The organism is Paenibacillus sp. AR247, assembly GCF_002968895.1.
GTDB lineage: Bacteria > Bacillota > Bacilli > Paenibacillales > Paenibacillaceae > Paenibacillus_AQ > Paenibacillus_AQ favisporus.
Genome location: NZ_PCZT01000012.1, coordinates 5724 through 7575, shown reverse-complemented (window position 1 = coordinate 7575; position 1852 = coordinate 5724). Strand labels below are relative to the sequence as shown.

The 1852-nt window shown below is 58.7% G+C and carries 3 protein-coding genes; all 3 read right to left on the bottom strand.

Features of this window, described 5'->3' with window-relative positions; translation table 11 throughout:
• A partial coding sequence (locus CPT76_RS21330; protein WP_181153013.1) for a nitroreductase family protein occupies nucleotides 1-293 on the bottom strand: 293 nt, incomplete at its 3' end.
• A 47-nt stretch (nucleotides 294-340) separates the two neighbouring features.
• Nucleotides 341-1291: an aminopeptidase gene (locus CPT76_RS21325; protein ID WP_105444401.1), complete on the bottom strand. Its 951-nt coding sequence runs from the start codon at nucleotides 1289-1291 to the stop codon at nucleotides 341-343.
• 44 nt (nucleotides 1292-1335) lie between these two features.
• Nucleotides 1336-1852, bottom strand: a 517-nt coding sequence (locus CPT76_RS21320) for an AroM family protein (protein WP_105444400.1), incomplete at its 5' end; no start/stop codon positions are given.

Genomic DNA, 1852 nt, shown 5'->3' with positions numbered 1-1852 from the left:
AGCATCACCGGCGCTTCCTGAATAAACCCCTGGTGGCCCGACAGTGCCGAAATTCGCGATTTCCGGTCCGCGTCCCGGATAACGATGATGCTGTAAGCCTGGAGGTTGGAGGAAGTAGGTGCGCTTCTGGCGGACGTCAGGATCGTTTCAAGCACGGCCGGCGGCACCTCCTCCGGCGTAAAGCCCCGGACGGACTCATGGCTGGTCAGAACCTGGATCGTCCCGTTCAAGTGCGTTTCGTCCGGCACGCTTCCCTCCAGCTCGAAGCGGTTTCGTATCATGTCCCGTCCCATGTCTCTCCCCCTCAAGCAATAGGCATTCCACTAGAACATCATAGGGTTCAGCCCTTTAATTCCCCATTCTTCATGATTTGGCGGCCGTCCAGATACACATCCGGCTTGCCGACGACGCAATCGATATGCACGCCTGCGGCGACGACGCCGCCGAACGTGTTGTTGCTGCCGAAGGCCACGTGGATGGTGCCGTACACCTTCTCGTCTTCCAGCACGACACCGGTGATCCGGGCCTTCTCGTTCGTGCCGATGCCGAACTCGCCAAGCAGACGGCCGTCCCCGTCGCCGAGCATCTGCAGCAGCTTCTCTCCCTCCGGTCCGCCTTCGGCCGCGGTCAGGCGTCCCTTTTCCACGGTCAGCACGATCGGGCCCGACAGCTTGCCGATGCCGGCAATGGAGCCGTCAACGACGATTTGACCTTCGGCCGTTCCTTCGACTGGAGCGATATAGGCTTCACCCGAAGGCAGGTTTCCGGATTGTCCCGGCTCCAGGTACATGCCCGTGCTGGGCACCCCGTCCCGCCCCTGGATGGAAAATTCCAGCGAACGGCCGTCCTTCTCGATGCGCACCGTTTGGGCGCCTGTCAGCATATCCGTCACTTTTTCGGTCAGCGCTTTGACCTGCGTATAATCGGCGGCAATGGCGCCTTCCAGGAACATGTCCTCGGTGATGCCCGGCATGGTAGCCAGACGCGCTCCGGCGGCTGCCGCCTGCTTGCGGGCCTGCGTATGCGTCAGCGAGTGCTTCGTAATGCACACTACGACCTGCGCTTTGGTCATTGCGGCCGCGATCGCCTCAGGCGGCTCCTCTCCCGACTTCGCGCGCTCCTTCATGACAGCCAGCATCGACTCGGCTCCGAGGCGTTTTCCGGCTTCATGCAGCGCTTCGGCCAGCTCCTTCCGGCTCTCATCGGTAACGACCAGAAAAGTCTCTCCGGATTTCAAGCCAAGGCAATCGGCCAACGTGTTCATACTGATTTCAACGATCTTTTCATTCATTGTGACACAGCTTCCTTCCTTATAAAAAATAGGGCTCGACCGGCTCAAATCATTTCCGATACGATTTTAGCCATAATAGCATTCGACAGAATGACCGGCAAGCCGGAGGCTTTGGCCACGATGCGGCGTGCTTCCTCCGTATACCCCATGCAGTCCAGCAGGATCAGATCCGTCTGCTCCTTCAGCGTGCGTGCGGCGGCTTCGAAATTCCCTTCCTCAACAAAGTACGGCGAAGCAACGGCAAACACCGGATGCAGTCCATGAAGCTCAAACTTCGAGTTCATGCTGTCCTTCTGCTCCTCCAGCGGAACGATGACGCCCAATCGTCTTGGGCCGACCATCGCTTTCACCGCCGGGGGAATGATATGATCCGGCTCGATCAAATAGGAAGATTGGGTGGCAAGTCCCGGAAATACGCCTGTGCACAGCAGCAAAATCTGCCTGATGCCCTGCTCTTCCATGGCATAAATTTTCTGCTGAAGGAGCGGCTGCATCTTGCTTCTTCCCATGACGACCGACTGCCCTGTCGTTAACCGCGAGGTGAGCGTATCGGTCCCCTTC

What these genes read in the sequence shown, in the direction of transcription:
- CPT76_RS21325 (WP_105444401.1), bottom strand. Translation starts at nt 1,291, where the DNA reads ATGAATGAAAAGATCGTTGAAATCAGTATGAACACGTTGGCCGATTGC.